Origin of the sequence: Aureimonas ureilytica, assembly GCF_001475935.1 — a bacterium.
Lineage (GTDB): Bacteria > Pseudomonadota > Alphaproteobacteria > Rhizobiales > Rhizobiaceae > Aureimonas > Aureimonas ureilytica_A.
This window is the reverse complement of the sequence record NZ_LDQA01000123.1, coordinates 1-514: the sequence shown is the minus strand read 5'-3', so window position 1 is coordinate 514 and position 514 is coordinate 1. Positions and strand designations below refer to the sequence as shown.

Sequence of the window (514 nt, the reverse complement as noted above, 5' to 3'; positions counted from 1 at the left end):
CGACATGGGCTTCATCCGCGACATCACCCGCATCGTGAAGATGCTGCCGACGAGCCGCCAGTCGCTTCTGTTCTCGGCGACCATGCCCGACAACATCGCTTCGCTGGCCGCCAAGTTCCTGAAGAACCCGGTGCGCGTCGAGGTGACGCCCGAGGTCGTGACGGTCGAGAAGATCGACCAGAGCGTCTTCCTCGTCCCGCAGAAGATGAAGAAGCACTGGCTGATCAAGCATCTGCCGGGCTTCGAGAAGACCGTCATCTTCACCCGCACCAAGCATGGCGCCAACCGTCTGTCGGAAGACCTGGAAAAGGCCGGCATCGGCGCGCTCGCGATCCATGGCAACAAGAGCCAGGGTGCGCGCCAGCGCGCTCTGTCGGAGTTCCATGCCGGCAAGCTGCGGGTTCTGGTGGCCACCGACATCGTGGCGCGCGGCATCCATGTCGATGACATCAGCCATGTCGTGAACTTCGACCTGCCGGAAGAGCCGGAAAGCTACGTGCACCGCATCGGCCGC

General features: G+C 63.2%; 1 protein-coding gene. It reads left to right on the top strand.

The window, feature by feature from the left end; genetic code table 11:
* On the top strand, positions 1-514 hold a 514-nt coding region (locus tag NS365_RS22925; protein WP_275477572.1), incomplete at both ends, for a helicase-related protein.